The organism is Rhizobacter terrae, from assembly GCF_003852895.1.
In the GTDB taxonomy this organism is placed as follows: Bacteria; Pseudomonadota; Gammaproteobacteria; order Burkholderiales; family Burkholderiaceae_C; genus Albitalea; species Albitalea terrae.
In genome coordinates this window covers 502,362-526,908 of sequence record NZ_QUSW01000004.1, presented here as the reverse complement: position 1 = coordinate 526,908, position 24,547 = coordinate 502,362, and the positions used below count along the sequence as shown (strand labels likewise).

At 67.4% G+C, this 24,547-nt stretch carries 26 protein-coding genes; 9 read left to right on the top strand and 17 right to left on the bottom strand.

Annotated elements, in window-relative coordinates; genetic code table 11:
- Positions 1-19 precede the first annotated feature (19 nt).
- Together DZC73_RS17190 and DZC73_RS17185 are read right to left on the bottom strand one after the other, a co-directional pair.
- The gene (locus DZC73_RS17190; RefSeq protein ID WP_124541571.1) at positions 20-685 is read right to left on the bottom strand and encodes a hypothetical protein; all 666 of its coding nucleotides are present in this window, start codon (positions 683-685) and stop codon (positions 20-22) included.
- Positions 686-779: 94 nt separating this feature from the next.
- Positions 780-1,595, bottom strand: a complete 816-nt coding sequence (locus tag DZC73_RS17185; RefSeq protein WP_124541570.1) for a ferritin-like domain-containing protein — start codon at positions 1,593-1,595, stop codon at positions 780-782.
- Between the two features lie 33 nt (positions 1,596-1,628).
- Between DZC73_RS17185 and DZC73_RS17180 the strand changes: the two genes are divergently transcribed.
- Genes DZC73_RS17180 through hslO form a run of 3 tightly spaced genes read left to right on the top strand, consistent with a single transcriptional unit; the run spans position 1,629 to position 3,869 of the window.
- Positions 1,629-2,336 carry an oxygenase MpaB family protein gene (locus DZC73_RS17180; protein ID WP_161974622.1) on the top strand — a complete coding sequence of 236 codons (708 nt, stop codon included), beginning with the start codon at positions 1,629-1,631 and terminating at the stop codon, positions 2,334-2,336.
- A 31-nt stretch (positions 2,337-2,367) separates the two neighbouring features.
- Complete coding sequence (locus DZC73_RS17175; protein ID WP_124541568.1) at positions 2,368-2,901, top strand: gamma carbonic anhydrase family protein; 534 nt, start codon at positions 2,368-2,370, stop codon at positions 2,899-2,901.
- Positions 2,898-3,869 carry an Hsp33 family molecular chaperone HslO gene (hslO, locus tag DZC73_RS17170; protein ID WP_124541567.1) on the top strand — a complete coding sequence of 324 codons (972 nt, stop codon included), beginning with the start codon at positions 2,898-2,900 and terminating at the stop codon, positions 3,867-3,869. The genes DZC73_RS17175 and hslO overlap by 4 nt, the downstream gene beginning before the upstream one ends.
- Positions 3,870-3,875: 6 nt before the next feature.
- Here the strand turns inward: hslO and DZC73_RS17165 are convergent, their stop codons facing one another.
- From DZC73_RS17165 to DZC73_RS30015, 10 genes are all read right to left on the bottom strand, one after another.
- Positions 3,876-4,517: an AAA family ATPase gene (locus DZC73_RS17165; protein WP_235835171.1), complete on the bottom strand. Its 642-nt coding sequence runs from the start codon at positions 4,515-4,517 to the stop codon at positions 3,876-3,878.
- 1 nt (position 4,518) lies between these two features.
- Positions 4,519-5,148: a nicotinamide riboside transporter PnuC gene (pnuC, locus tag DZC73_RS17160; RefSeq protein ID WP_235835170.1), complete on the bottom strand. Its 630-nt coding sequence runs from the start codon at positions 5,146-5,148 to the stop codon at positions 4,519-4,521.
- Positions 5,149-5,159: 11 nt separating this feature from the next.
- The gene (gene ftsB, locus DZC73_RS17155) at positions 5,160-5,438 is read right to left on the bottom strand and encodes a cell division protein FtsB (protein WP_124541565.1); all 279 of its coding nucleotides are present in this window, start codon (positions 5,436-5,438) and stop codon (positions 5,160-5,162) included.
- Positions 5,439-5,450: 12 nt separating this feature from the next.
- Positions 5,451-6,734, bottom strand: a complete 1,284-nt coding sequence (eno, locus tag DZC73_RS17150) for a phosphopyruvate hydratase (protein WP_124541564.1) — start codon at positions 6,732-6,734, stop codon at positions 5,451-5,453.
- Positions 6,735-6,799: 65 nt separating this feature from the next.
- On the bottom strand, positions 6,800-7,129 hold the full coding sequence (locus tag DZC73_RS17145) for a DUF1330 domain-containing protein (RefSeq protein WP_124541563.1): 330 nt from the start codon (positions 7,127-7,129) through the stop codon (positions 6,800-6,802).
- A 17-nt stretch (positions 7,130-7,146) separates the two neighbouring features.
- On the bottom strand, positions 7,147-8,004 hold the full coding sequence (kdsA, locus tag DZC73_RS17140; protein ID WP_124541562.1) for a 3-deoxy-8-phosphooctulonate synthase: 858 nt from the start codon (positions 8,002-8,004) through the stop codon (positions 7,147-7,149).
- A gap of 10 nt (positions 8,005-8,014) precedes the next feature.
- Positions 8,015-9,682: a CTP synthase gene (locus tag DZC73_RS17135; protein WP_124541561.1), complete on the bottom strand. Its 1,668-nt coding sequence runs from the start codon at positions 9,680-9,682 to the stop codon at positions 8,015-8,017.
- A gap of 88 nt (positions 9,683-9,770) precedes the next feature.
- Entirely contained in the window at positions 9,771-10,595 is an 825-nt protein-coding gene (locus DZC73_RS17130) for a proteasome-type protease (protein ID WP_124541560.1), read from the bottom strand.
- Between the two features lie 94 nt (positions 10,596-10,689).
- The gene (locus tag DZC73_RS17125; RefSeq protein ID WP_124541559.1) at positions 10,690-11,562 is read right to left on the bottom strand and encodes a TolB family protein; all 873 of its coding nucleotides are present in this window, start codon (positions 11,560-11,562) and stop codon (positions 10,690-10,692) included.
- A gap of 191 nt (positions 11,563-11,753) precedes the next feature.
- Positions 11,754-12,791 (bottom strand): TolB family protein, encoded by a 1,038-nt coding sequence (locus DZC73_RS30015; RefSeq protein WP_198414869.1) that lies wholly within the window; start codon positions 12,789-12,791, stop codon positions 11,754-11,756.
- 153 nt (positions 12,792-12,944) lie between these two features.
- On the opposite strand from DZC73_RS30015, the gene DZC73_RS17115 reads away from it, so the two are divergent.
- Positions 12,945-13,589, top strand: coding sequence for a helix-turn-helix domain-containing protein (locus tag DZC73_RS17115; protein WP_124541558.1), 645 nt, complete (start codon positions 12,945-12,947; stop codon positions 13,587-13,589).
- Positions 13,590-13,595: 6 nt separating this feature from the next.
- Here the strand turns inward: DZC73_RS17115 and DZC73_RS17110 are convergent, their stop codons facing one another.
- The gene (locus tag DZC73_RS17110) at positions 13,596-14,870 is read right to left on the bottom strand and encodes a hypothetical protein (RefSeq protein ID WP_124541557.1); all 1,275 of its coding nucleotides are present in this window, start codon (positions 14,868-14,870) and stop codon (positions 13,596-13,598) included.
- A 257-nt stretch (positions 14,871-15,127) separates the two neighbouring features.
- Between DZC73_RS17110 and DZC73_RS17105 the strand changes: the two genes are divergently transcribed.
- Entirely contained in the window at positions 15,128-16,282 is a 1,155-nt protein-coding gene (locus DZC73_RS17105; RefSeq protein ID WP_124541556.1) for an ABC transporter substrate-binding protein, read from the top strand.
- Here the strand turns inward: DZC73_RS17105 and mutS are convergent, their stop codons facing one another.
- On the bottom strand, positions 16,283-18,826 hold the full coding sequence (gene mutS, locus DZC73_RS17100) for a DNA mismatch repair protein MutS (protein ID WP_124541673.1): 2,544 nt from the start codon (positions 18,824-18,826) through the stop codon (positions 16,283-16,285).
- Between the two features lie 74 nt (positions 18,827-18,900).
- Positions 18,901-19,866, bottom strand: coding sequence for an inositol monophosphatase family protein (locus DZC73_RS17095; protein ID WP_124541555.1), 966 nt, complete (start codon positions 19,864-19,866; stop codon positions 18,901-18,903).
- Between the two features lie 106 nt (positions 19,867-19,972).
- Between DZC73_RS17095 and DZC73_RS17090 the strand changes: the two genes are divergently transcribed.
- From DZC73_RS17090 to cysE, 4 genes are all read left to right on the top strand, one after another.
- The gene (locus tag DZC73_RS17090) at positions 19,973-20,719 is read left to right on the top strand and encodes an RNA methyltransferase (RefSeq protein ID WP_124541554.1); all 747 of its coding nucleotides are present in this window, start codon (positions 19,973-19,975) and stop codon (positions 20,717-20,719) included.
- A 126-nt stretch (positions 20,720-20,845) separates the two neighbouring features.
- Entirely contained in the window at positions 20,846-22,084 is a 1,239-nt protein-coding gene (locus DZC73_RS17085; protein ID WP_124541553.1) for a DNA/RNA non-specific endonuclease, read from the top strand.
- Positions 22,081-22,482: a hypothetical protein gene (locus DZC73_RS17080; protein ID WP_124541552.1), complete on the top strand. Its 402-nt coding sequence runs from the start codon at positions 22,081-22,083 to the stop codon at positions 22,480-22,482. Before DZC73_RS17085 ends, DZC73_RS17080 begins: the two co-directional genes overlap by 4 nt.
- A 95-nt stretch (positions 22,483-22,577) precedes the next feature.
- Positions 22,578-23,339 (top strand): serine O-acetyltransferase, encoded by a 762-nt coding sequence (gene cysE / locus DZC73_RS17075; protein WP_124541551.1) that lies wholly within the window; start codon positions 22,578-22,580, stop codon positions 23,337-23,339.
- 18 nt (positions 23,340-23,357) lie between these two features.
- On the opposite strand, the gene mog is transcribed toward cysE, so the two are convergent.
- Positions 23,358-23,945, bottom strand: coding sequence for a molybdopterin adenylyltransferase (gene mog, locus DZC73_RS17070; protein WP_124541550.1), 588 nt, complete (start codon positions 23,943-23,945; stop codon positions 23,358-23,360).
- Positions 23,942-24,517, bottom strand: coding sequence for a ribosome biogenesis factor YjgA (yjgA, locus tag DZC73_RS17065; protein WP_124541549.1), 576 nt, complete (start codon positions 24,515-24,517; stop codon positions 23,942-23,944). Before yjgA ends, mog begins: the two co-directional genes overlap by 4 nt.
- Positions 24,518-24,547: the final 30 nt, after the last annotated feature.

Sequence of the window (24,547 nt, the reverse complement as noted above, 5' to 3'; positions counted from 1 at the left end):
GTGAACGCGGTGGGTCTTGTTACTGGGGTTGCAAGGGCTTGCCGCTGAACGGGCTGAACTTGTAGTTGCCCGGGAAGCTGTCGCCGTTCTCGGGATCCATCATCGGAGGCAGAAGGCTTCCGAGAGGCAGGCGCCAGGCGTGGACATGGCCGTTGACGGTGAGCTTGAGGCGGCCCTCGACCGTGGGCTGGATGACCTTCGGGCCGCCGGCCGGGAGCTTGAACACCAGCAGTTCCATGGCGTCACCTGTGGGACCGGCCATGTTCTTGAGGACGGGGCGCATGATTTCGCGGAAGGTCTTGAAGTCCTGCTTCAGCTCGGTGTCCTTCAGCGGCGACAAGGGCGCTGCACCATTGATGACGAGGTTCGTCTTCTGAAGCAGTTCGGCGCGAGGCGTGGGCGTGACGGTGGCCATCGGGCTGAGCTGGGCATCGAGCACCATGAACAGGACGTAGCCGTCGAGCAGGCGGCTCAGTTGCCGCTTCTGGTCGTCGCTGGAGTTGCCGTTCGATGCGATGAAGAACTCCGCGGGCATCCAGATGGCCAGCCTGAAATCGTCCTTGGAGAGTTTTTGCTGCTTGAGGTCTTCGAGCAGCAGATTGGGGTCGATGGCGGCGGAGGCCGTGGCCGACAAGGCGCAAAGGCTCAGAAGGCCGGCTGTCAGCCAGCGGGCGATGACATTCATGGCAGTTCTCCCTGGAGATGGATGTATTTGGTGGATCAGCGCCCGCGCTTGTGAGGCCCGGCGCGCTCGACATTGTCGATGATCGCCGCGGCGTTCAGCCGGGGCTGTCTGCCTTGCCGTCGCCCAGCAGATAGCCGATCTCATCGGCCGTGAAACCCGCGGCCGTGCGCGCCTCGATGTTGAACGGCGGCCGCAGTTTCGGCGCGGCGTAGCGCTGCACCAGCTCGCCGTACAGCGACACCGCGTCCAGCCCGCGCTCGTCGCAAAGATGTCTATACCAGTGGTTGCCGATGGCCACGTGGCCCACCTCGTCGCGCAGGATGACGGCGAGGATCTCCACGGCCCGCGCGTCGCCCGCCTTGGCGAACTTGGCCTGCAGCGGCGGCGTGGCGTCCAGCCCGCGGGCTTCCAGCGTACGCGGCACCAGCGCCATGCGAGCCACGATGTCGTGGGCGGTGCGCTGGGTCATGATCCACAGGCCGTCATGGGCGTCGAAGTCGCCGTAGTCGTGGCCCAGCGACATCAGGTGCTCGCGCAGCAGCGTGAAATGAAGGGCCTCTTCGGCCGCCACCCGCAGCCAGTCGCGGTAGAACGCCTCGGGCATGCCGCTGAAGCGCCACACGGCATCGAGTGCGAGGTTGATGGCGTTGAACTCGATGTGCGCGATGGCGTGCAGCAATGCGGCACGGCCTTCCGGCGTGAAAGGTGAGCGCGTAGGCACGTCCTTGGGCGGAACGAGGCGGGGGCGCTCGGGCCGGCCAGGCAGCCCGGCCGGCTCGGCGAGCACCTCCGACGGGTCGATCGCGTGATCGGCCAGATGCTCATGCAGCTCGCGTGCGGCCGCCGCCTTGTCTGCCGGCTGCACCATCTGCAGGACTTCAAGGGCGCGGGCACGGAGGGTGGGAGGCATCGCGGGATTATCGACGCTGGCATCATCGCCCCCATGCAAGCGGCGGCACCCCTCACCATCGAACAGCTCTACTACGGCCGGCACCGGCTGGCCTTCCGCGCGGGAACCTACCTGGCCTTGATCCGCATGATGGGCGTCGGCCACCTGGTCACGGCCCTGTACGGCCACACGCAGCTCCTGGCCCAGACGCATGCCCGCCTGGCGCGCACCCGGGCCACGCTGCGCGACCTCATCTGCGACGGCTTCGACAGCCCGCGTGGGCAGGCGGCGGTGCAACGCCTGCGCGACGTGCACCGCGGCCTGCAGGCCACGCCCGAGGACTTCCGCTACGTGCTGGCCACCTTCTTCCTGGAGCCGCTGCGCTGGAACGATGAGTTCGGCCGCACGCCCCTGAGCCCGCCCGAGCTGGACCTGCTGCTCGGCTTCTGGCGCCGCGTGGGCGAGTCCATGCACATCGAGGACCTGCCTCGGACGCTGGCGCAATGGCGGGCCGGGCAGCGCGCCTACGAGCTGCGCCACCTGCGCTTCACCGAGGAAGGCCGGCGCCTGGCGCAGCTGTGCCTGCGCGACGTGGTGAAGCTGACGGTGCCGGCCGGCGCGCGCTGGGCGTTCCGGCGGCTGATGCGCGCCACCATGGAGCCGTCCATCCGCCAGACGCTGGGGCTCGAGCCGGTCAGCCCGTTCACCGGCTGGGCGCTGCGAAGGCTGCTGCCCGGGCAAGGGCTTGGAGCCGCTTCGTAAAATCGAGGTTTTCCTTTCCTGCAGCACCGCCATGGCCACCTACCGAATCGACGACCTCCACCCCGACATTGCGGACAGCGCCTGGGTGGCCGACAGCGCCCAGGTGATCGGCAAGGTGAAGCTCGAAGACGACGCCAGCGTGTGGTTCGGCGCCGTGCTGCGCGGCGACAACGAATGGCTCACGGTGGGCGAGGGCACGAACATCCAGGAAGGCACGGTGATGCACTCCGACATGGGCTTCCCGCTCACGCTCGGGCGCCACGTGACGGTGGGCCACCAGGCCATGCTGCACGGCTGCACCGTGGGCGACAACTCGCTCATCGGCATCAAGGCCGTGGTGTTGAACGGCGCGAAGATCGGCAAGAACAGCCTGGTGGGCGCCGGTGCGCTCGTGACCGAAGGCAAGGAGTTCCCGGATGGCTCGCTCATCATCGGCTCGCCCGCCAAGGCGGTTCGCGAGCTGACGCCCGAGCAGATCGCCGGGCTGCAGCGCAGCGCCGAGCATTACGTGCTGAACGCGCGCCGCTTCAAGAAGGGACTCGTGAAGCTGGAGGATGCCTCGTGAGTGAACTCCACAAGTTCCTGTTCGAAGGGCTGCCGGTGCGCGGCATGCTGGTGCGCCTGACCGACAGCTGGCGCGAGGTGTTGCACCGCCGCGAGAAGGCGCAGGACGCGTTCCCGCAACCGGTGCGGCACCTGCTGGGCGAGATGGCGGCCGCGGCCACGCTGATGCAGGCCAGCATCAAGTTCAACGGCGCGCTGGTCCTGCAGGTGTTCGGCGATGGGCCGGTGAAGCTGGCGGTCGCCGAGGTGCAGCCCGACCTGGCGTTCCGCGTCACGGCCAAGGTGGTGGGCGAGGTGCCCGAGTCGGCGTCGCTGGAACAGATGCTCAACGTGCACGGCAAGGGCCGCTGCGCCATCACGCTCGACCCCAAGGACAAGCTGCCCGGTCAGCAGCCCTACCAGGGCGTGGTCCCGCTGCATGGCGACCATCGCGAGCCGCTGCAGAAGGTGTCCGAGGTGCTGGAGCACTACATGCTGCAGTCCGAGCAGCTGGACACGAAGCTGATCCTCGCGGCGGATGAAAACGTGGCGGCCGGGCTGCTGATCCAGCGGCTGCCGGTGGAAGGCGCGGGCAACCTGGCCGGCGCGCGCAACGAGGACGAGATCGGCCTGAACGAGGCCTACAACCGCATCGCCCACCTGGCCGCGACGCTCACGCGCGAGGAACTGCTGACGCTGGATGCCGACACCGTGCTGCATCGCCTCTTCTGGGAGGAGACGGTGCGCCGCTTCGAGCCGATGACGGGAGACAACGGGCCGCGCTTCGCCTGCAACTGCTCACGCGAACGCGTGAGCGGCATGCTCAAGAGCCTGGGGCGTGAGGAGATCGACAGCATCCTCGAAGAGCGCGGCAACGTGGAGATTGCCTGCGACTTCTGCGGGACGAAATACCACTACGACGCGGTGGATGTGGGGGAGCTGTTCACGCAGGTGCTGAAGCAGGCGCCGGGGTCGAGCGGGGTGCATTGAGCCGCATCACCCGATGCGGGGCAGCAGGTGTCTCTCGCAATTGGCATCGCCGCATCGCTCGCACACCCACTTCCACAGTGGGTTGGCGCGTGCCTCGTCTTCGCTCGACGACTCGTCCAGTGCATGCTTGACGGCCAGCAGCGCCGATTCAAGCCGTCTCTCGCCCGAGCCTGACACCACCGCATAAGGCAGCTGCGCCTTCAGCAAGGCGGCGCGAACCAGTGCATCCACCGGCTCGCGCACGTGCGGCCCGTCGCGTTGGTGGGCATCTGCCTGCCAGGGGATGTCCAGCGCGGTGAGCAAGGTGATGCCGCAGCGGCGGTGCGCCTCGATGGCGGACGCATACAGCGAGGTGTCGCCGAAGACGATCTCGCTGTAGACGGCGATCATCAGCGCGGTGGTGTCGGCGATGACGATGTCGTGGGTCTGTGCCGCCTCGTCGATGCGGTGCGATTGTTCGGCGGCGATGCCTGCCTGCTCCGCCTCGATCGGCGTGCGTCCCTGCAGGTCGCAGAACTCGCGCAGATATTCGCTCACGACAGCAACGCGGCGACCGCCGGTGGACAGCGCATCACGCAAGGTCGACGACAGCAGCGTCTTCCCCGTGCTCTCGGCACCCAGGATGCCGATGACGAACGCAGGCTTCACCTCAAGCCGCAGCCGCCATCTGGCGCCACTGCCGCCAGCCGACGAACGACATCGCGATGAAGAGCGCGTACAGCACCACCGTGAGCCACAGCCCCTTGTAGGCGAACAGCCCCACGCTGACCACGTTCACCACCACCCAGGTCGGCCAGTTCTCCACGAACTTGCGGCCCAGCAGCCATTGGCCCACCACACTCGCGGCGGTCGGGAAGGCGTCGCCCCAGGCGACGTCAGTGTCGGTGTAGTGCTGCAGGAAGAGGGCGGTGGCGGGGTAGGCCAGCGCCAGGGCCAGCAAGGCCAGCCAGCGGCCGTTGGGTCCGAGTGTGCGCACGGTCAGGGCGTCGCCCTCGGCGGTCGTGCCGCGCAGCCACTGCCACCAGCCCCAGCCGGCCACGGCGGCGAAGAAGATCTGCAGGCTGGCGTCGCCGTACAGCTTGCTGTTCCAGAAGAGCGCGAAGTACAGCAGCGAGCTGACGATGGCCAGCGGCCAGGCCCACGCATTCACGCGGATGTTCAGCACCACCATCGCGACCGCCAGCACGAAGGCGACGATCTCCAGCCAGGTGATGCCCGAGCCCCATAGCGTGAAGGCCGATGCGAACAGGGGCTGCATCGCGTGCAGCAGGGCGTCCATCGCAAGCCGCCTTACTTCCGCGGCGTGGACACCTGCACGAGGATTTCGTCAGGCTTGACCATGCCCAGCTCGTAGCGCGCTTTTTCCTCGACCATCTCCAAGCCTTCCTTGAGGTCGCGCACCTCGGCGTCCATCTGCGCATTGCGCGTGCGCGCCGCCTCGTTGGTGGCCTTCTGCTCGGCGAGCTTGCCTTGCAGCTCCATCACGCGCGACACGCCACCCTTGCCGAACCAGAGTTCGGCATGCACCAGGCCGATCAGGGCCAGGAGGGCGAGGGTGACGAAGCGCACGTGTGGTTTGGATCAGCGCAGGTTGTAGAACGCGGCGCGGCCAGGGTAGCTGGCGACATCACCGAGGTCTTCTTCGATGCGCAGCAGCTGGTTGTATTTGGCGATGCGGTCGCTGCGGCTCATCGAGCCGGTCTTGATCTGGCCGGCGTTGGTGCCCACGGCGATGTCGGCGATGGTGGAGTCTTCCGTCTCGCCCGAGCGGTGGCTGATCACTGCGGTGTAGCCCGCGCGCTTGGCCATCTCGATGGCGGCGAAGGTCTCGGTCAGCGTGCCGATCTGGTTGATCTTGATGAGGATCGAGTTGGCGATGCGCTTGTCGATGCCTTCCTTCAGGATCTTGGTGTTGGTGACGAAGAGGTCGTCACCCACCAGCTGGACCTTGGAGCCCAGGCGCTCGGTCAGGTGCTTCCAGCCCGTCCAGTCGCCCTCGTGCATGCCGTCTTCGATGCTGATGATCGGGTACTTGTCGACCCAGGTGGCGAGGATGTCGGTCCACTCCGGTGCGGTGAGCGACAGGCCTTCGGCACTGAGCTCGTACTTGCCGTCCTTGTAGAACTCGCTGGCCGCGCAGTCCAGGCCGATGGCAATCTGCTCGCCGGCGGTGAAGCCTGCCTTGTCGATGGCCTGCAGGATGAGCTGGATGGCCGCTTCGTGGCTGGCCACGTTCGGCGCGAAGCCGCCTTCGTCGCCGACGGCCGTGCTCATGCCCTTGTCGTTGATGATCTTCTTGAGCGCGTGGAAGACCTCGGCACCGTAGCGCACGGCCTCGCGGAAGCTCGGGGCGCCCACGGGGATGATCATCAGCTCTTGCAGGTCGAGGCTGTTGTTGGCGTGCGCGCCGCCGTTGATGACGTTCATCATCGGCACGGGCATCTGCATGCCGCCGGAGCCGCCGAAGTAGCGGTACAGGGGCAGGCCGGATTCTTCAGCCGCGGCGCGGGCCACGGCCATCGAGACCGCCAAGGTGGCGTTGGCGCCCAGGCGGCTCTTGTTCTCGGTGCCGTCCAGGTCGATCAGGGTGCGGTCCAGGAAAGCCTGCTCGGAGGCGTCCAGGCCCAGCACGGCTTCGCTGATCTCGGTGTTCACGTGCTCCACGGCCTTGAGCACGCCCTTGCCCAGGTAGCGGCCCTTGTCGCCGTCACGCAGCTCGATGGCCTCGCGCGAGCCGGTGGACGCGCCCGAGGGCACGGCCGCGCGGCCCATGGTGCCGGATTCCAGCAGCACGTCGCATTCGATGGTGGGGTTGCCGCGGCTGTCGAGGATCTCTCGGCCGACGATGTCAACGATGGCACTCATGGGGTTCTCACTCCAGTTCAGTCAAAACAGTAGCAAAGGGCGGCGGGCAGCATGCCGGAATCCGGTTACCTGCGCGCATCAAGATTCTGGGGAATGGCACCCTCGAAGCCTTCGACGAGCACCATGTTGAAGTACTCGGTCGTGCCTTGGCGAAGTTGCCGGGTCTGGGTGTACTGCGCGTCGTCGTAGAAGGCCTTGGCCTTTTCGTAGCTGGGAAAGCGCAGCACGGCGATGCGGTGCGGGTTCCACTCGCCTTCGAGCGTCTCGTGCCTGCCGCCACGCACCAGGTACTCGCCACCGAAGGCCTGGACGGACTTGGGGGCTTCGGCCAGGTACTGCTTGTAGCGCTCGGGGTCGCTGATGTGCATGGTGACGAGCAGGTAGCCGGGGGCCATCGGGAACGTCCTTGTCTTCAGCAGCTGAAGTCGTTCTCGAGAAGCGGCTGCTTCTTCACGACCCGGTCCAGCGCGACGAGTTGCTCCAGCAGCGCCTTCATGTGCTTGAGCGGCACGGCATTGGGCCCGTCGCTCAGCGCATTGGCGGGGTCGGGGTGGGTCTCCATGAAGAGGCCCGCCACGCCCACGGCCACCGCGGCGCGCGACAGCACCGGCACGAACTCGCGCTGGCCGCCGGAGCTGGTGCCCTGCCCGCCGGGCAGCTGCACCGAGTGGGTGGCGTCGAACACCACCGGGGCACCGGTCTCGCGCATGATGGCCAGCGAGCGCATGTCGCTCACCAGGTTGTTGTAGCCGAAGCTGGCGCCGCGTTCGCAGGCCAGGAAGCTGTCTTCGGGCAGGCCCTTCTCGCGGGCGGCAGCGCGGGCCTTGTCGATGACGTTCTTCATGTCGTGCGGCGCGAGGAACTGCCCCTTCTTGATGTTCACCGGCTTGCCCGACTGGGCCACGGCGCGGATGAAATCGGTCTGGCGGCACAGGAAGGCCGGCGTCTGCAGCACGTCCACGAATTTCGCGACGGTGGGAATCTCGGCTTCGCTGTGGACGTCGGTGAGCACCGGCACGTTCAGCTCGCGCTTGACCTTGGCGAGGATCTCCAGGCCCTTTTCCATGCCCGGGCCGCGGAAGGACGTGCCGCTGGAGCGGTTGGCCTTGTCGTAGCTGCTCTTGAAGATGAACGGGATGCCCAGTGCCGAGGTGATCTCCTTCAGGCGCCCGGCCACGTCCATCTGCAACTGCTCGGACTCGACCACGCAAGGTCCGGAGATGAGGAAGAAGGGCTTGTCGAGTCCGACATCGAAACCGCACAACTTCATGCTGGACTCCTCACGCCGCCACCTTGCGTTGCGTGCGCTCGCTCTGGTGCTTGAGCGCCTGCTCGATGAACGACTTGAACAGCGGATGCCCGCCCCAGGGCGTGGACTTGAACTCCGGGTGGAACTGCACGCCCATGAACCATGGGTGCACGCTTCGCGGCAGCTCCACGATCTCGGTGAGCTTCTCGCGCTGGGTGAGCGCCGAGATGACCAGGCCGGCCTCGCTCAGCTTGTCGAGGTAGTTCACGTTGGCTTCGTAGCGGTGGCGGTGGCGCTCGGTCACCACGTCGCCGTAGATCTCGTGGGCCAGCGTGCCCGGCTTCACGTCGGACGACTGCGCGCCGAGGCGCATGGTGCCGCCGAGGTCGGACTGCGCCGTGCGCTTCTGGATGGAGCCGTCGGCGTCCTGCCATTCCTCGATGAGGGCGATGACCGGATGCGGCGTGTCGGACTCGAACTCCGTGCTGTTGGCCTTGGCCAGCCCCGCCTTGTGCCGCGCGTACTCGATGGTCGCGACCTGCATGCCCAGGCAGATGCCCAGGTAGGGGATCTTGTTCTCGCGGGCGTACTGCGCGGTGAGGATCTTGCCTTCCACCCCGCGCTTGCCGAAGCCGCCGGGCACCAGCAGCGCGTCGTAGCGGTCGAGCTGGCCCACGTTGTCGGGCGTGAGCGTCTCGGAATCGACGTACTCGATGTTGACGCGCGCATGGTTGTGGATGCCGGCGTGGCGCAGCGCCTCGTTGAGCGACTTGTACGAGTCCGACAGGTCGGTGTACTTGCCGCACATGCCGATGGTCACCTCGCGTTGCGGATGTTCCACCTCGTGCACGAGTTCGTCCCAGCGCTTGAGGTTGGCCGGCGGGGTGTTGATGCGCAGCTTGTCGCAGATGAGGCCGTCGAGCCCCTGCTCGTGCAGCATGCGCGGCACCTTGTAGATGGTGTCGGCGTCCCACACCGAGATCACGCCCCACTCGGGCACGTTGGTGAAGAGGGAGATCTTCTCGCGCTCTTCCTCGGGGATGCGGCGGTCGGCCCGGCACAGCAGGGCGTCGGGCTGGATGCCGATCTCGCGCATCTTCTGCACGGTGTGCTGGGTGGGCTTGGTCTTGAGCTCGCCGGCGGCGGCGATCCAGGGCACGTAGGTGAGGTGCACGAAGGCGCTGCTGTTGGGGCCCATGCGCAGGCTCATCTGGCGCACGGCTTCCAGGAAGGGCAGAGACTCGATGTCGCCCACGGTGCCGCCGATTTCCACGATGGCGACGTCCACGGCATTGGGCGTGCCCACGCCGGCGCCGCGCTTGACGAATTCCTGGATCTCGTTGGTGACGTGGGGAATCACCTGCACCGTCTTGCCGAGGTAGTCGCCGCGGCGCTCCTTCTCGAGCACGCTCTTGTAGATCTGGCCGGTGGTGAAGTTGTTGGCCTTGCGCATCTTCGTGGTGATGAAGCGCTCGTAGTGGCCAAGGTCCAGGTCGGTTTCGGCGCCGTCGTCGGTGACGAACACCTCGCCGTGCTGGAAGGGCGACATCGTGCCCGGATCCACGTTCAGGTACGGGTCGAGCTTGATGAGGGTGACTTTGAGGCCGCGCGATTCGAGGATCGCCGCGAGGGACGCAGCCGCGATGCCCTTGCCCAGCGAGGACACCACACCGCCGGTGACAAAGACGAACTTGGTCATTGCATGCAGCACCGTGGAAGTGCTGTGGTGGTAAAGCGCGATTATAGGTGCGTCGCGCCGGCCGTCCGGTTTCGAGGCGTCAGATGCGTCAGATGATCTTCTCGCTGGGCGTGGTGATCTTCTTCATCGGTTCGTAGCGTGCCGACGCCGGCCGCAGCGGGTACTGCGTCTGCCCGCCGTTCCACTGCGGGTCCTCGATGTCCTCGAACACCTGGCGCAGCTTCTGGCCCCAGGTGGTGCGGATCATCTGGAAGTACGGGTTCTGCTCGTCGATGCAGACGATCTGGCTGCTCTGCAGGGCGCCGGCGTCATAGACCAGCAGGTCCAGCGGCAGGCCCACCGAGAGGTTGGACTTCAGCGTGGAATCCATGGACACCAGCGCGCACTTGGAGGCTTCGTCCAGCGGCGTGCTGGGGGTGATCATGCGGTCGAGCACCGGCTTGCCGTACTTGGACTCGCCGATCTGGAAGTAGCAGGTCTCGCGCGTGGCCTCGATGAAGTTGCCCGCGGAGTAGACGAGGAACAGGCGCATGGCCTCCTTGCCGATCTGCCCGCCGAAGATGAAGCTGGCGTTGAATTCGATGCCCGCCTGCTTGAGCGAGGGGCCGTCCTGGTCGTACACCCGGCGCACCGCGCTGCCCAGCACGCGCACGGCGTCGAACATGCTGGTGGCGTTCCAGATGGTCAGCGGCACCCCGGTGCCGTTGTCGAGCTTTTCCACCTGCAGGATCTCGCGCACCGACTGGCTGATGGACAGGTTGCCCGCCGAAAGCATCACCATGAAGCGGTCGCCGGGGCGCTCGTAGACCATCATCTTGCGGAAGGTGCTGATCTGGTCCAGCCCCGCGTTGGTGCGGGAGTCGGACAGGAAGACGAGGCCGGCATCGAGCTTGATGCCCACGCAGTAGGTCATGGAAGGCGCCTTGGGGTTTCGTGGAATGCGGAATCGGCCGATTGTCCCCGGCGATTCCGCACCCTGGCAAGGGCGCCTTCGGGCCCGGCCGGCGCTACTGGGTCCAGGCGATCAGGGCGCAGCCCAGGGTCTGCTCGGAGCCACGGGTGTCCATGACCTTGAAGGTCCATGCGTCGCCGGACGCGGGCACGGCGATCACGTTGCGCGCCGTGGCGGGCACCCACCACAAGTCGCATGTCCCCACGCAGCCGACGCCGTTGCAGAAGTGGCCGGTGTCCACGTCGAAGGCGATCTTGCTGCCGTCGGGAGACCAGTGCGCGTCGTGGCTCATCTTGGTCTGCGTCACGCGTTCGAGGTTGCTGCCGTCCAGCTTGGACACCCACAGATCGACCTCGGGCGTGGGCGACACGTTGTGCTGGATGCGCCAGGCCACCTGGTCGCCCTTGGGGCTGACCCACAGGTGCTGCACGCTGTGCGCGGCCGGTGGATCGATCCGGCCCGCGTCAACCTCGCCGGCGGCCAGGTCGCCGATGCGAAGGGTGCCGTCCGACAGCACGCGCAGGTAGCGGCCGTCGGGCAGCCAGTTGACCGGGTCGTCGGCGCTGAAGCGGCGCACCACCGACATCGTCTTGAGGTCGATGAAGATGGTGTCGGCCGGCGAGATGGAGTCCTTGCCGATGGTGGCCATCATCATCGTCTTGCTCACGGGCGATGGCCGCGAGTTGCGCAGGTAGCCGTCCGCCTTCGCGCTGTACAGCATCTGCCCGCTGGCCATGTCCACCACCTGCAGGTCGCTGTTGTCGTCGTAGACGTTCCAGTTGTCGGTGACGAACTGCGTGCCGTCCGGCCAGGGGTGCGCGTCCTGGTTGGTCGTTGCCAGCACCGGCAGCTTGCCCTCGGGCGACGCGATCTGCGTGCCTTCGCGGTAGTCCAGCGCGTAGTTGTTGTGCCACAGGCGGCCGTGCAACTGTGCGGCCGCAGGCGGGGGAGGAGGCGGTGGTTCGGGGGCCGGGCCAGGTCCAGGGGCTGATCCGCTGCCTCCTCCGCCACAACCCGCAAGCGCAATGGCCAGGACGGCGGCGACCCACCCTGAAGCGAGCCGTTTCGTTTCCCTGGTCTTTCCTTGTGATGACGGCATGGTTGGTTCTCCGGCTGGAGTCATTTCGTCCATGCCATCAGTTCGCAGTTCAGGGTGTGGTCGCTGCCATAGCGGTTCTTGACCGTGAAGCGCCACGCGTCGCCCGAGGCCGGCACGGCGATCACGCCGCGCGAGGTGATGGGCACCCACCACAGGTCGCACGAGCCCATGCAGCCCACGCCGTTGCAGAAGTGGCCCGTGTCCACGTCGAAGGCGATCTTGCTGCTGTCGGGCGACCAGACGGCGTAGTTGCTCATCTTGGTCTGCGTGATGCGCTCCAGGTGGCTGCCGTCCAGGTCCGAGATCCAGATGTCGTTCTCAGGCGTGGGCGAGACCCGGTGCGTGATGCTCCAGGTGATCTTGTCGCCCTTGGGGCTCACCCACAATGCGTGGGCCGTGTGGTCTGCAGGTGGTTGGACGCGGCCTGCGTCCACCTCGGCGCCATTCACGTCGCCGATGCGCAAGGTGCCATCGGCCAGCACGCGCATGTAGCGGCCATCGGGCAGCCAGTTCACCGGCGCTTCGGCGCTGAAGCGGCGCAGCACGGCCATCGTGGTGAGGTCGATGAAGATGGTGTCGGCCGGCGAGATGGAGTCGTCCCCGATGGTGGCCATCAGCAGCGCCTTGTTGACCGGCGATGGGTTCGCGCCTCGCAGGTACCCGGCAGTCCGCAGGCTGTAGAGCGTCTGGCCGGAGGCAAGGGCCATCACCTTCAGGTCGGTCTGGCCGTAGGTGCTGCTGTCGGTGATGACGAACTGCGTGCCGTCCGGCCACGGGTTCGCTTCGCTGTTGGTGGATGCGAGCACGGGCAGCTTGCCGTCGAGGGGAGAAATTTCCGTGCCGTCGACGGTGTCCAGCGCGAAGTCGTTGTGCCACAGGCGCCCTTCGAGCTGCGCGGCAGCGGGCGCGGGCGGTGGCGGTTCGGGCGCGGGGCCCGGAGGCGGTGCACTCGCGCCGCCTCCACCCCCACATCCCGCCAATGCAACGGCCAGGACAGCGGCGGCCCAACCCGAGGTGAGTCGCTTCGTTTCCCTGAGCTTTCCTTGTGATGACAGCATTGTTGACTCTCCCTGTGTTGTCGTTGCTGGCCACCGTGTCCTGAGCCGGGGCGCAGAGTAGGGGCCTCACCGTTCAAATAACATCGGCCCGACTGAATCGCCGCACGCTCTCTTCGCGGCGCGAGAACAATCGAGAAACGGGAGTTCGAACACATGGCACCACGCTGGACGCCGGCGGCGGATTGGCTCGTCACCGATCCCGCGGCCGCGGAGATCCTCTGGCATCCGAACAAGCGGATACACCTCAAGCCGTTTCTGGGCCGCAGCAGCGACCTCGCCAGTGCCAGCGCCGAGCTGGGCGTGAAGAAGACGGCGATGAGCTACTGGATCAACCGCCTGGTGGAGACGGGCCTGATCCGCGTGGAGCGCACGGAGAAGCGCGGCCGCCACACGCTCACCTTCTACCGGAGCATTGCCGACCGCTTGCGCGTGGCTTTGAAGGACGCGCCGATGGAAAGCTACGAGGCGGTGTTTGCCGACTTCTCGGCACGATGGAACACGACGGCCGAGCAGACGCTCGCGCGCTCGCTCGCCAAGCAGGCGCCCGACCTTGAGCTGTGCTTCCAGCCCTATGGCAACGGGGGGCCGTTCACGACCATCATGCCGCGCGAAGGCGTGGAGCCGCCGCCCGATGACTTCATCTACTACTGGGCGAGGCTGTGGCTCACCCACGAGGAGCAGGCGGCGCTGGCGGCCGACCTCAACGCGCTGTACGACAAGTACGGCGCGCTGAGCGACAAGTCGAGCAAGACGGTGCCGGCACTCGTGCACCTGATGCACGTGCGCCTGGAAGACTGAGGAGCCTCAGCGCTTGTCGGGCTTCTCGCGCCGCAGTTCCTCGCCGTTGAAGTAGAGGGTGTCGCGGTTGTCCGTCGTGCAGAAGGCCAGGCGTTCGACGCGGCCGCTGTCGTAGCGCAGCTCCAGGGTGTAGCCGTCGAGCCGGTAGGTGCCCGAGCGGTCGGGCAAGGTGCTCGCTCGCTTGCGCGAAGAGCCGGCGACGGCCACCGCGCTGCCCATGGAGGATGAGCTGCTGTCGTCGTCGTGGACCACCGAGCCGCCCACCGCGTTGCCCCCAGCGCCGCTGCCCATGCTGCCCACGATGCTGCCGCCCGAGTTGCGGCTGAAGCGGCCATCGCGATCGAAGCTGATGGCGCGGCGCGAGCGCGACACCGACCACAGGCTCGAATAGGCGGTCTCGATCTGCCAGGTGCCGTCCAGCTTCTCGTCCTTGCGCGCGGGCAAGCGGGCACTGTCGGCCGGGAGGCTGTCCACGTCCTTGTCGCCGTTGCGCCTGAGTGCGTAGTTCGCGCCCGAGCGGGTCCAGCGGCCCCATTCCTGTGGCTCGCCCTGCTTGGCAGCGGCCGCGTCGAAATCTTCCAGTGCCACCGGCGGCAGGCCGTGCCGGTAGGTGCCGTCCTTCAGCAGCAGGTAGTAGTAGGTCCGGACCTGCATGGTCATGCCCGACTGCTCGTTGCGCCAGCGCCAGAGGATGGTCTCGATGTCTTTGGGCTTGAGGCCCGTGCCCTGCGCCTTGACGTAGGCATAGGGACGCTCGGCCGGGGGCTCGGCGGCCGGTTTGGTGGCGGGCGCCGCCTTGGTCGCGGCGGCGGTGCCATTGGCGAAGCAGGCCTGCTCCAGGATGCTGCCGGCCTCCTGGAAGGTCTGGCGGAAATAGTCGAGGTCCATCGACATGACCGTCTCTGCCAGCACGAAGCCGCCTTGCGAGCGGGCGCAGCCCGTGCGGACCACGATGACCCGGCGGCCCTGCGCGTCCACGCCCGCGCCATAGGCGAACACGATGTTCGATTGGGACTGGTTCGTGGGTTCGAACGAACTCGTCGGCACCCCGGCCATCGGCTGGGTGCGACGCGTCTCGAACCAGTCGGACAGCGTGCCGTCCGACTGCTGGGCCGGATAGACCCGGAACTCGGCGCTCAGCGTGCCGCGGCTGCTGCGGTAGACCTGCGCGTTGGACGACGATGCGGCGGCCGTCCAACCGGCCGGCAATGCCCAGCATGCGGACGACACCAGCAATGCAGCGGCGAAGGCGCCAACCCTGTGGCGACTGAACAGTGACATGGACTCTCCCTGATGATGGATTCATCGGCCGGTGATCCGGCCGCGCGGGAGGGTAACGGCTTGGGTTCGGTCGCTCCACCCCTAGAGTGAAAACCCGCGGTGATCGCACGGTGCCACACCGCCGCGTGAATAGTTCACGTGAGGATTCACTGTGAGGGTCCTGTCACGAAAGCTGACGCAAAACTGTCGCCTGCGGTACAGACCGGTACCGTCTGCCGGCCGGATAGTCGCATCTCACAAAATCCTGGAGGTGGACCATGAAGCGTCGGATGTTCCTGAGTTCGGTGGCCGGTGGAGCCGCCGCAGTGGCCGGTGGCGGCTGGGTGCAGGTCGCCCGCGCGGCCGAAGACATCTCCACATCGCACATCACCATGGGCAGCACGGCGGCGCTCACCGGCATCCTCGCCGGGGCGGGCCGCGACCAGCAGGCGGGCATCACCGCGGCCTTCCAGGCCATCAACAAGGCCGGTGGCATCCATGGCCGCGAACTGCGCCTGGTGATGAAGGACGATGGCTACGTGCCCGCGCGCTCGGTCGAGAACGTCAAGCAGATGCTCGACGGCAATGCGGTGTTCGCGCTGATGTCGTGCATCGGCACGCCCAACAATGCTGCGATCATTCCCATCATCGAGCAGGCCGGCGTGCCCTACGTGGGGCCGATCACCGGCGCCTCGTCGCTGCGCCAGCCGGGCCAGCGCAACGTCTTCCACGTGCGTGCCAGCTACACCGATGAGGTGACCCGCGTCAGCCAGCAACTGGTGGCCATGGGCCTGCAGGACATCGCGGTCGTCTACCTCGACAACGGCTTCGGCAAGGAAGTGGCCAAGGACGCCGAGGCGGCCATCAAGGCGGCGCAGCGCAAGTCGGTGGCCTCGGTGGCCGTGGCGGTGGACGGCAAGAACGTCACGCAGGTGGTGGATCAGGTGCAGGCGGCCAAGCCGACCGTGGTGTTCCTCGGGACCACCGGCACGGTGAGCACCGCGCTGATCCTCGAATTGCGCAACCGCATGCCGGGCCTGCCCATCGTGGGCCTGTCGGTGTCGGTGATCTCCTCGGAACTGGCGAAGCTGGGGCCTGCCCTGCAAGGCCTAGCGATGTCGCAGGTGTTCCCGGACGCCACGTCCGAACGGCTCGAATCGGTGCGCAATTTCCATGCGGCCATGCGTGCGGCCGGCAAGGAGAACCCCGGCAACACCGCCTTCGAGGGCTACGTGAACGCGATGGTCGTCGCCGAAGGCCTGCGCCGCGCCGGCCGCGACGTGACGCGAGACAAGCTGCGCCAGGCGCTGGCCGGCATGAAGCAGCTCAGCATCGGCGAGATGAACCTGGGCTTCGCCGGCGCGGCGCCGTACGTTGCGTCGAAGTACGTCAGCCTGGCGGTTCTCGGCGCCAACGGCCGCCGCACGGGCTGATCAGAGGTTCTTCAGCTTGTAGAGCGCGTCCAGCGCTTCCTTGGGCGTGAGCTGGTCCGGGTCGATCCGGGCCAGCGCCGCCTCGATGGGCGATGGCTCGCGCTCGGGCAACGCAGCCGGTGCCGCGAAGAGATCGATCTGCGCATCGGCCGCACGCTGCTGGTTCTCCAGCGCCTCCAGCGTCGCGCGCGCCTGCCGCACGAGGCCTGACGGCATGCCTGCCAACCGCGCCACCTGCACGCCGTAGCTGCGGCTCGCCGGCCCCGGCTGGATGTCGTGCAGGAACACGATGTCGTCGCCGCTCTCGGCCGCCGACACGTGCACGTTCAGCGCGCGCTCATGCTTCTTCGGGAACTCGGTGAGCTCGAAGTAGTGCGTGGCAAAGAGCGTGAAGGCCTTGTTCTTGTCGTGCAGGTGGCTGGCGATGGCCCCGGCCAGCGCCAGGCCGTCGAAGGTGGACGTGCCGCGGCCGATCTCGTCCATCAGCACGAGCGAATGCTCGGTGGCACCATGCAGGATGGCGGCGGCCTCGGTCATCTCCAGCATGAAGGTCGACTGCGCATTCGCCAGGTCGTCCGCCGCGCCGATGCGGGTGTGGATCGCATCCACCGGCCCCAGCCGGCAGGCCTTTGCCGGCACGAAGGAGCCCATGGCGGCGAGCAGCGCAATGAGGGCCACTTGCCGCATGAAGGTGCTCTTGCCGCCCATGTTCGGGCCGGTGATGACCAGCATCTTGCGCGTGGCGTCGAGCCGGCAGTCGTTGGGCATGAAGTTGCCGGCGCCGGTTTCCTGAAGGCGCGCTTCAACCACCGGATGACGGCCTGCCTCGATGGCGATGCAAGGCTCCTTCACGAACTGAGGGCGCGTCCAGTTCAGCGTGAGCGCGCGTTCGGTCAGCGCAGCCAGCGCGTCCAGGCTGGCCAGCGCGCGGGCCAGGCCCGACAGCTCGTCCAGGTGCGCCTGCAGCTGGTCGATGAGCTGGTCGTACAGCAGCTTCTCGCGGGCCAGCGCGCGGTCCTGCGCCGAGAGTGCCTTGTCCTCGAAGGCTTTCAACTCGGGCGTGATGTAGCGCTCGGCGTTCTTCAGCGTCTGCCGGCGCTGGTAGTCCATCGGCACCTTGTCGACCTGGCCTTGCGTGACCTCGATGTAGAAGCCGTGCACCTTGTTGAACTGCACGCGCAGGTTGGCGATGCCGGTGCGGGTGCGCTCGCGGGTTTCCAGGTCAAGCAGGAAGGCGTCGCAGTTCTGGCTGATGGCGCGCAGCTCGTCGAGCTGGGCATCGAAGCCGGTGGCGATCACGCCACCGTCGCGCAGCAGCACGGCGGGCTCCTCGGCAATGGATGCTTCCAGCAGCGCGAGGATCTCTGCCGACGGGTTCATGGCCTGCGCCAGCATGTCCAGCAGCAAGGCGGCATCGGCGGGCACATGGCGGCGCAGCGAGGGCAGGCCCTGCAGCGTGGCGCGCAGGCCAGTGAGCTCGCGCGGGCGCACCTGGCGCAAGGCGATGCGGGCGGTGATGCGCTCCACGTCGCTCACGCCGCGCAAGGCATCGCGCAAGGTGGTGACGCCTTGCTCGATGAGCGCATCCAGCGCGTCATGGCGCTGCATGGCCACGGCGCGCTCGCGCAGTGGGTGCGTGAGCCAGTGCCGCAGTGTGCGGCTGCCCATGCCGGTGCGGCAGGTGTCCAGCAGCGAGAGCAGCGTGGGCGAGTCCTCGCCGCGCAGCGTCTGCGTGAGTTCGAGGTTGCGGTGGGTGAGTGGCGGCAGGTCCAGCAGCTCGGTGGCGCGTTCGACCTGCAGATGCCGCACGTGGGCCAGCGCCTGGCCTTGCGTGTGCTCGGCGAAGCTCAGCAGCGCTGCGGCGGCGGCGTGGGCGCAGGGAAGGTCCTGCGCATTGAAGCCGGCAAGGCTGGACACGCGCAGCTGTTCGCACAGCTTGCGCCGCCCCAGCTCCGCATCGAATTGCCAGGTGGGGCGGTGGGTGATGGTCGTGCGCGCCTGCACCAGCGCCGGGGGCACGCGGTCGCGGTCCACCAGCACCTCGGCGGCGTTCAGGCGTGAGAGCCAGCCGGCGAGTTGCCGGTCATCGCATTCGGTGACGCCCAGCTGCCCGCTGGTGAGCCCCAGCCACGCGATGCCATGCGTCGTCACGCCCCGGTGCGTGTTGCTCGACAAGGCCACCAGCAGCGAGTCGCTCTTGTCGGCCAGCAGTTCGGTGTCGGTGACGGTGCCGGGCGTGACCACCCGCACCACCTTGCGCTCCACCGGCCCCTTGGAGGTGGCCACGTCGCCCACCTGCTCGCAGATGGCCACGGCCTCGCCCAGCTTGATGAGCTTGGCGAGGTAGCTCTCCACCGCATGCACCGGGACGCCCGCCATCACCACCGGCTCGCCCGCGCTCTGGCCGCGCGTGGTGAGCGTGATGTCCAGCAGCTTGTTGCCGCGGCGCGCGTCGTCGTAGAACAGCTCGTAGAAATCGCCCATGCGATAGAACACGAGCGTGTCGGGATGGTCCGCCTTGATGCGCAGGTACTGCTGCATCATGGGCGTGTGGGCGGAGAGGTCCGCGCCCGGATTCACCGCCGGAGGAAGCGTGGTCACCTGCGTCGCCTCCCGGCTCAGAAGGGGGAGCCGTCCTTGGGCTGCACATCAGCCTTCTTGATGCGCACCACGCCCTTCTTCTTCGGCGCCTCGGCCGGCTTGGCCTCCTGCGTGGCGATCAGCGCCTGCTCGGGCGTCAGTTCGGCTGCAGCTGCGGCATGCACGTCGTCCGCCTTGATGACGCGGGTGTACGGCGAGAGGATCTGCACGAGCTGTGCATAGATCTTCGGGTTGCCCGCCACCACCTCGCGCTGGTAGAGGTAGTCGGATTCACCGGTGAAGTTGCCGATGAGCCCGCCCGCCTCGGTGATCATCAGCGAGCCGGCGGCGATGTCCCAGGGGTTCAGGCCCGTCTCGAAGAAGCCGTCGTAGTAGCCGGCGGCCACGTAGCACAGGTCCAGCGCGGCGGCGCCCGGGCGGCGCAGGCCGGCGCAGTTCTGCATCACGGCCTCGAACATCTGCACGTAGCGCTTGAAGTTGTCGCCCTTGCGGAAGGGGAAGCCCGTGCCCACCAGCGAGTCCTGCATGCGGGTGCGCTTGGACACGCGCAGGCGCTTGTCGTTGAGGAAGGCGCCGCGGCCCTTGGACGCGTAGAAGAGGTCGTTGCGCGCCGGGTCGTACACCACGGCTTGCTGAATCTGGCCCTTGAAGGCCAGCGCGATGGACACGGCATACACCGGGAAGCCGTGGATGAAGTTGGTGGTGCCGTCCAGCGGGTCGATGATCCAGACGTAGTCGCTGTCCTTGGCGCCATGCGTGCGGCCGGATTCTTCGGCCAGGATGCCGTGGCCCGGGTAGGCCTGCAGCAGCACTTCGATGATGGCCTGTTCGGCGGCCTGGTCGACCTCGGTGACGAAGTCGTTGGGGGACTTGGTGTTGATCTTGAGCAGATCGAGGTCCAGCGACGCCCGGTTGATGAGCGCCCCCGCAGCGCGTGCCGCCTTGATGGCGATGTTGAGCATGGGATGAAGCGCTTGCGACATGGGGCAACCTTGGGTGTGCGTGGACTGGCGGGGAGGAAAGAGCGGGCAGCAGGCAAAGCCGCTGCGGATAATCGCGATTTTAACCGGCCCATGAGCCGGCAGACCCATGGCCATCGCGGACCCCGACCCCACCCGTTTCATATTGCTCAACACCAGCCACCGCGGCAACGTGGGCGCCACGGCGCGGGCGATGAAGGTGATGGGCTTTGCCGACCTGGTGCTGGTCGCGCCCCGCTTCGAGGACGCGCTGACGCATCCCGACAGCATCGCCATGGCCAGCGGCGCCACGGACGTGCTGGAGCGGGCGCGCATCGTGCCGACGCTGGCCGAGGCGCTGGACGGCGTGACCTGCCTGTGCGCCACGGCCATGACGCCGCGCGACTTCGGCCCGCCCACGCAGGCGCCGCGCGACCTGTTCGCCGGCCTTGCGCGAACCCCGCACACGGTGGGTTTCCTCTTCGGCTCCGAACGCTTCGGCATGAGCAACGAGGACGTGTACCGCTGCCATGCGTGCATCAGCATCCCCACGCATCCGGACTATGGCTCGCTGAACCTGTCGCAGGCGGTGCAGCTCATTGCGTACGACTGGCGGCAGGCCCTGGGCGGCTTCGGAGTCCAGGGCCGAACCGCCGAACCGCAGGCGGCGGATGCGGCGGCGGTGCAGGGCGTCCTGGACCACTGGCAGCAGGCGCTGGTGGCCAGCGGCTTCCTCGATCCGGATGCGCCCAAGAAGCTCATGCCGCGGCTGAACCAGCTCTTCAACCGGGCGCAGGTGACGCCGGAAGAGGTGCACATCCTGCGTGGAATCGCGCGCAATCTCATCGAGCTCAGCCGCTTGCGGCCCAAAAGCTAGGGTCCACCCCAGCTCGCGTCCACCCTAGCTGGCGTGCGCACCAGCTTTCTTCGGCCCGGCGACGGCGCTGCAATACACCCCATCGACGCACGAACAGGTGCGTCCCGTCCGTTTGCGGAGGTGCTGATGAGCTGGGATGTGATCGGAAGTGTGGGCAAGGCCGTGGGCTGGGTCCACGACAAGGCCGACGAGGCGATCGACACGGCAGGCCATGCGGTCGATGGCGCGGTGCATGCGGCCGAGCATGGCATCGACGACGCGCGCAAGGCCGTGGTCGATTTCGGGGACCACCACGGCGGCGTGGTCGGCAAGTTCGTGGCGCACAACCTGTCCGATTCGATCGGGCTGGTCGAAGGCGCAGGCCTGGCGGTCTACGACGCCGGCTCGGGGCTGGCCACCATGGCGCGCGGCCTGGGCCACCTGACCGATCCGGTCGAGTGGGCGCTGCACCCCGAGCGCAACGTCGCCCGTGCGCAGACGGCGGGCAATGCGCTCACCGCCATGGCCAAGCTGGGCAGCCCCGCCGAGTGGGTGCTGCACACGCAGGAGAACGCCAACACCGCCAAGGCGCTGTGGAACGGTGTGACGGCGGGCTACCAGGACGCGGCCAAGTCCGGCGACTGGTCCAAGTTCGCCGGGCGTGCGGTGGTGGATGTGGGCAGCTTCTTCATTGGCGCGGGCGAGGCGAACGCGGCTGTGAAGGGTGCCGAGGGCGCCAATGCGGCAGTGCATGCGGCCGAGGGGCTGAGCGCGACAACCCACGCGGCCGAAGGTTTGAACGGAGCCACGCACGCGGCCGAAGGCCTGAATGGCGCCGCCCACGGCGGTGAAGCGCTGGCCGATGCATCGCACGGCGCCAGTGCCGCGTCCAGGCTCACCGTGCAGTCGGCCACGACGGGCAAGAACACGGTGAAGTGGACGGTGGATGCCGAAGGCCACACCATCAAGGCCGAGGCCAACCTGAAGGAGGTGTTCTCCAAGGCACCGCGCAGCAGCGCCGAGCGCGATGCGCAGGCCGCCTCGGGCGCGGCCGGCAAGGCCGACGACGTCGGCGGCCACATCATCGGCCACCGCTTCGTGAAGGACCAGGGGCCGGTCAACATGTTCCCGCAGAACGTGCAGTTCAACAACAGCGCGTACAAGAAGCTGGAGAACGAGTGGGCCGACTGGGTGGGCAAGGGCAAGGAAGTGGACGTGCAGGTCTCGCTCTCGGGCGGCACCGCCACGCGGCCGGACCGTGTCAACGTGCGCTACGTGGTGACCGACCCGGCCACGGGCGACGTGGTGTTCACGCGGGCCAAGCCCTTCAAGAACGAGGCAGGCCAGACTTTTGACAGAGTTCAAGCGAAGGATATGCTGCCATGAACGACATGCACGGAGTGGCGATGAATCGCGACGAACTCATCCACAGCCTGGCGCAGTCCATTGCCGGTGACAGCGCGTTGCTGCTGGACGGCTGGAAGCACCTGGTCCTGGTCAGCCAGATCGAGGATGGCACGCCCGACCTGACGGGCTTTTGCTACACCGCCGACGGCCGGGCGACGCCGGTCTCCCCGGAGGATTTCGCCATCTTCGACGTGATCGAGGCATTGCGCGACACGATGGCCGAGGTGGACGACGACCGGCCCTGGCAGGCCGCGCTGTTCCGTGTGGACCGGGAAACCGGCAAAGTCACGGCGGAGTTCGAGTACGACCGGCCCGAGCGCTGGGCGGTGACGCCCGACAACGCGAAGGCCCGCGCGCAGGAGTTCGCGCCGGCCTGAGCGGACACGGTCCTGGGGATGTTCGCCTGCCCCCGCGTCGGGCAGGCTCAAGGGTCTGCGGCTAAACTTTGTGGCCCACTCCCGAGCGAGCATCCATGTTCCAGCGTTTACGAGAAGACATCGCCTGCATCATGGAGCGCGACCCTGCGGCGCGTTCCACGTGGGAGGTGCTCACTTGTTACCCTGGCCTGCATGCGCTGGTGATGCACCGCTGGGCCCACGCCTGCTGGACGGGCGGCTGGTACTGGCTGGCCCGCTTCATTTCCAACTTCTCTCGCTGGGCCACCGGCATCGAGATCCACCCCGGCGCCACGGTGGGCCGGCGGGTGTTCATCGACCACGGCATGGGCATCGTCGTGGGCGAGACGGCCGAGATCGGCGACGAATGCACCATCTACCAGGGCGTGACCCTGGGCGGCACCTCGCTGTACAAGGGCGCGAAGCGGCATCCCACGCTGGGCAAGGGCGTGGTGGTGAGCGCGGGTGCCAAGGTGCTGGGTGGCTTCACCGTGGGCGATGGCGCGCGCATCGGCGCCAATGCGGTGCTGCTCAAGCCGGTGCCCCCGGGGGCGACGGCGGTGGGCATTCCGGCGCGCATCATCGAGGCCAAGGAAGAGACGCCCGAGGAAGCCACCAAGCGCAAGTTCTCGGCCTATGGCGTGACGCTGGGCGATGACCCGGTGGCGCAGGCGATGAAGAACATCATCGACCACACGGCCGGGCACGAGCACCAGATCGCGCTGCTGTGGTCGGCCATCGAGAAGCTGTCGAAGCAGAAGACCGAGGATTGCGTGCCCAGTGATGCGCAGAAGCTTGAGGACTTCGATGCGGATCACCTCAAGCAGTTGATGAGGTGAGTGAAGGGCTGACGAAGGTCAGCCCTTCGCGCGAATCGCCGACCTGGGCCGGAACGCCTTGCACACCGCCTCGTCGCACTCGATGTACGGCCCGCCGATCAGGTCCACACAGTAGGGCACGGCCGCGAAGATGCCCGGCACCGGCGGCTGCATCTGCGGCAGGCCTTCCAGCGTCTCGGCGATGGACTTGGGTTGCCCCGGCAGGTTGATGATGAGTGCCTTGCCGCGGATCACCGCCACCTGCCGCGAGAGGATGGCGGTGGGCACGAAGTTCAGGCTGATCTGCCGCATCTGCTCGCCGAAACCGGGCATCAGCTTGTCGGCGACGGCCACGGTCGCTTCGGGCGTCACGTCACGCGGTGCCGGACCGGTGCCGCCGGTGGTCAGCACGAGGTCGCATGTCGCGACGTCCACCAGCTCGCGCAATGCCGCACTGATGCCGTCCTGCTCGTCGGGGATGAGCCGCGTTTCCCAGGCGATGGGATTGCGCACCGCGCGTCCCAGCCAGTCCTTCAGGGCCGGGATGCCCTTGTCCTCGTACACGCCGGTGGAGGCGCGATCGCTGACGGACACGATGCCGATGCGCACAGGATCGAAACCGCTCATTGCTCCGCCCGGATGAACTTGAACAGCTCTCGATAGGCCCGCCCGCTGCGTTGCTCGGGGGCGGCCGACGCATCCTTGCGCGCGGCGCGGATGAGGCTGCGCAACTGCTGCACGTCGCACTCGGGGTGCTCGGCCATGAAGCGGGTCAGCGCGTCGTCGCTGCCGATCAGCTCGGTGCGCCAGCGCTCGGCCTCGTGCAGCGCCAGCGAGTCCTTCGCGCGGCCCAGCTGCATCTGCGCGACCGCTTCGCGCAGCGGCTCGGGGTCGGCGCGGCGCATCAGCTTGCCGATGTACTGCATCTGCCGGCGCTGGCCTTCGAAGGTCTTGGTGCGCTTGTACTGGCGGATGGCTTCGAGCAGCGTTTCGTCGATGCCCAGCCCCTCGAGCCGGTCGGCCGGCAGCGCGACCAGCGCCTCGCCCAGGGACTGCAGCTCGTGGGACTCCTTCTTGCGCTGCGTCTTGCTGGGGCGGTCCCAGTCGTCGGGCAGCAGTTCGCCGCCGGATTCGGGGTTGGGGACGTCACCGGGGGCGTCGTCATCGTCATCGGGAGGAAGGGGTTTTTGACCACGCACGGTGAAGGCATTCGAGAGGCTGAAATACGG

What these genes read in the sequence shown, in the direction of transcription:
- DZC73_RS17190 (WP_124541571.1), bottom strand. Translation starts at nt 685, where the DNA reads ATGAATGTCATCGCCCGCTGGCTGACAGCCGGCCTTCTGAGCCTTTGC.
- DZC73_RS17185 (WP_124541570.1), bottom strand. Translation starts at nt 1,595, where the DNA reads ATGCCTCCCACCCTCCGTGCCCGCGCCCTTGAAGTCCTGCAGATGGTG.
- DZC73_RS17180 (WP_161974622.1), top strand. Translation starts at nt 1,629, where the DNA reads ATGCAAGCGGCGGCACCCCTCACCATCGAACAGCTCTACTACGGCCGG.
- DZC73_RS17175 (WP_124541568.1), top strand. Translation starts at nt 2,368, where the DNA reads ATGGCCACCTACCGAATCGACGACCTCCACCCCGACATTGCGGACAGC.
- pnuC (WP_235835170.1), bottom strand. Translation starts at nt 5,148, where the DNA reads ATGGACGCCCTGCTGCACGCGATGCAGCCCCTGTTCGCATCGGCCTTC.
- eno (WP_124541564.1), bottom strand. Translation starts at nt 6,734, where the DNA reads ATGAGTGCCATCGTTGACATCGTCGGCCGAGAGATCCTCGACAGCCGC.
- DZC73_RS17145 (WP_124541563.1), bottom strand. Translation starts at nt 7,129, where the DNA reads ATGGCCCCCGGCTACCTGCTCGTCACCATGCACATCAGCGACCCCGAG.
- kdsA (WP_124541562.1), bottom strand. Translation starts at nt 8,004, where the DNA reads ATGAAGTTGTGCGGTTTCGATGTCGGACTCGACAAGCCCTTCTTCCTC.
- DZC73_RS17135 (WP_124541561.1), bottom strand. Translation starts at nt 9,682, where the DNA reads ATGACCAAGTTCGTCTTTGTCACCGGCGGTGTGGTGTCCTCGCTGGGC.
- DZC73_RS17130 (WP_124541560.1), bottom strand. Translation starts at nt 10,595, where the DNA reads ATGACCTACTGCGTGGGCATCAAGCTCGATGCCGGCCTCGTCTTCCTG.
- DZC73_RS30015 (WP_198414869.1), bottom strand. Translation starts at nt 12,791, where the DNA reads ATGCTGTCATCACAAGGAAAGCTCAGGGAAACGAAGCGACTCACCTCG.
- DZC73_RS17115 (WP_124541558.1), top strand. Translation starts at nt 12,945, where the DNA reads ATGGCACCACGCTGGACGCCGGCGGCGGATTGGCTCGTCACCGATCCC.
- DZC73_RS17110 (WP_124541557.1), bottom strand. Translation starts at nt 14,870, where the DNA reads ATGTCACTGTTCAGTCGCCACAGGGTTGGCGCCTTCGCCGCTGCATTG.
- DZC73_RS17105 (WP_124541556.1), top strand. Translation starts at nt 15,128, where the DNA reads ATGAAGCGTCGGATGTTCCTGAGTTCGGTGGCCGGTGGAGCCGCCGCA.
- mutS (WP_124541673.1), bottom strand. Translation starts at nt 18,826, where the DNA reads ATGATGCAGCAGTACCTGCGCATCAAGGCGGACCATCCCGACACGCTC.
- DZC73_RS17095 (WP_124541555.1), bottom strand. Translation starts at nt 19,866, where the DNA reads ATGTCGCAAGCGCTTCATCCCATGCTCAACATCGCCATCAAGGCGGCA.
- DZC73_RS17090 (WP_124541554.1), top strand. Translation starts at nt 19,973, where the DNA reads ATGGCCATCGCGGACCCCGACCCCACCCGTTTCATATTGCTCAACACC.
- DZC73_RS17085 (WP_124541553.1), top strand. Translation starts at nt 20,846, where the DNA reads ATGAGCTGGGATGTGATCGGAAGTGTGGGCAAGGCCGTGGGCTGGGTC.
- DZC73_RS17080 (WP_124541552.1), top strand. Translation starts at nt 22,081, where the DNA reads ATGAACGACATGCACGGAGTGGCGATGAATCGCGACGAACTCATCCAC.
- cysE (WP_124541551.1), top strand. Translation starts at nt 22,578, where the DNA reads ATGTTCCAGCGTTTACGAGAAGACATCGCCTGCATCATGGAGCGCGAC.
- mog (WP_124541550.1), bottom strand. Translation starts at nt 23,945, where the DNA reads ATGAGCGGTTTCGATCCTGTGCGCATCGGCATCGTGTCCGTCAGCGAT.